This window comes from Aquimarina acroporae (assembly GCF_023195925.1).
Lineage (GTDB): Bacteria > Bacteroidota > Bacteroidia > Flavobacteriales > Flavobacteriaceae > Aquimarina > Aquimarina acroporae.
On sequence record NZ_JALPRE010000044.1, the window covers coordinates 1 to 894 of the forward strand.

1 protein-coding gene is annotated in these 894 nt (G+C 38.1%); it reads right to left on the reverse strand.

Annotated elements, in window-relative coordinates:
* Positions 1 to 894, reverse strand: an 894-nt coding sequence (locus tag M0D21_RS22925; RefSeq protein WP_248334393.1) for an amino acid adenylation domain-containing protein, incomplete at both ends; no start/stop codon positions are given.

Sequence of the window (894 nt, forward strand, 5' to 3'; positions counted from 1 at the left end):
TTATCTAGCTCTTCACCACTTAGATACGCTACCAACTGAGTATTAACTCCTGAACCACTAGCCAAAACCAAAGCCTGGTCAATTTCTGGAAGTCGCTCCAATTGTGATCCTATCTCTCCGAGTTCAATACGATAGCCTCGTATCTTTACTTGATGATCGTTTCGACCCAGGTACTCGATGGTACCATCGGCTAACCAGCGAACTAAATCTCCGGTTTTATATAATCGACCCGGTCCATAGGGGTTGTCTATAAATCGATCTGCTGTTAAATCAGCGCGATTTAAATATCCACTAGATAAACCTTTACCGCCTAAGTAAAGCTCTCCTATTACTCCTTGGGGTAATAACTTTAAATGATCATCTAATACATAGGCTTGAGTATTGGATATAGGACGTCCTATGGGAAGACGACTCTTCTTTAAGGAATCCACCGTTACCGGATACGATATCGAGATAACTGTGGACTCCGTTGGACCATATTCATTATAAAAAGCATAATCATCAATATACTTAACGGCTAACTCTGGTTTACACTCCTCTCCTGAAACTACTATTCGTTTTAAATCTGGAAGTATAGGAAGGGATAAACTCTGTAAAAACGATGGGGTAACATTAAGTAGTGTTACTTCTTGATCTTGTAAATAATTTACAAATTGTTCTTGATCTATTAACGTTTGTTTATCTAACAATATCAAACTCCCACCAGTACTTAATGTTAACCATATTTGCTCTACAGAAACATCAAAATAATACGGCGAAAACTGAAGTATACGATCGCTCGAATCTATCTCAAGAAAATCTTGCTCATGATACGTTAAATTTGATACCGATTCATGTTGAATCATAACCCCTTTGGGTTGACCCGTACTACCAGAAGTATATATCACATAAGCC